The organism is Echinicola sediminis, assembly GCF_054777495.1.
Window position 1 is genome coordinate 1 of the sequence record NZ_BAAHAP010000241.1, and the last position, 768, is coordinate 768.

Here is a 768-nt window from a genome sequence, read left to right on the forward strand (position 1 = left end):
CAAGGTACGCCATAAAGCCCTATACAATGTATTGGGGATCAACCGTGAAGGGAAGAAGGAGGTACTGGGCATGTACCTTTCCGAAAGCGAGGGGGCGAACTTCTGGCTACAGGTACTCAGCGATCTACAGCACCGTGGAGTACAGGATATCCTGATCGCCTGTACCGATAACCTTAAGGGCTTCCCCGAGGCGATCGGGTCGATTTTCCCGAAAACAGAGATCCAGCTCTGCGTGGTCCACCAGATCCGGAACAGCCTGAAGTACGTGGCCAGCAAAAACCAAAAGGAGTTTGCCGGTGACCTGAAAAAAATCTATAAGGCCGAGACAAAGGACTTGGCCGAGTCGGCATTACTGGACCTGGAAGAAAAGTGGGGGAAGAAATACCCCATAGTGATCCGTTCCTGGAACGACAACTGGGAGAGGCTGAGTGCCTTCTTTGCCTATACACCGCCCATCAGGAAGCTGATCTATACCACCAATGCGGTGGAAGGCTTCCATCGACAGGTCAGAAAGGTCACCAAGACCAAAGGGGCATTTACCAGTGACATGGCACTCCTAAAGCTGGTTTATCTTGCCACACAGCGGATCGAGAAAAAATGGACGACCCCTCTACAGAACTGGAGCTTGACAGTCCAGCAACTGGCCATTAAATTTGAGGGGAGGATCAGTTTGGACATCAATACGGAAACCTAATTATTTAGTGGAAATTTCCCTTCCCTGGGGCTAGCCCCAGGGAAGGGAAAGGACAGAGTTTAGCTAACACTCCC

General features: G+C 51.0%; 1 protein-coding gene. It reads left to right on the forward strand.

Going from position 1 to position 768, the window contains the following annotated elements; all coding sequences use genetic code 11:
• Window positions 1–694 (forward strand): IS256 family transposase (locus ACYVAA_RS22980; RefSeq protein WP_460546440.1); only part of this gene is annotated, 694 nt, incomplete at its 5' end.
• Between the last annotated feature and the right edge of the window lie 74 nt (window positions 695–768).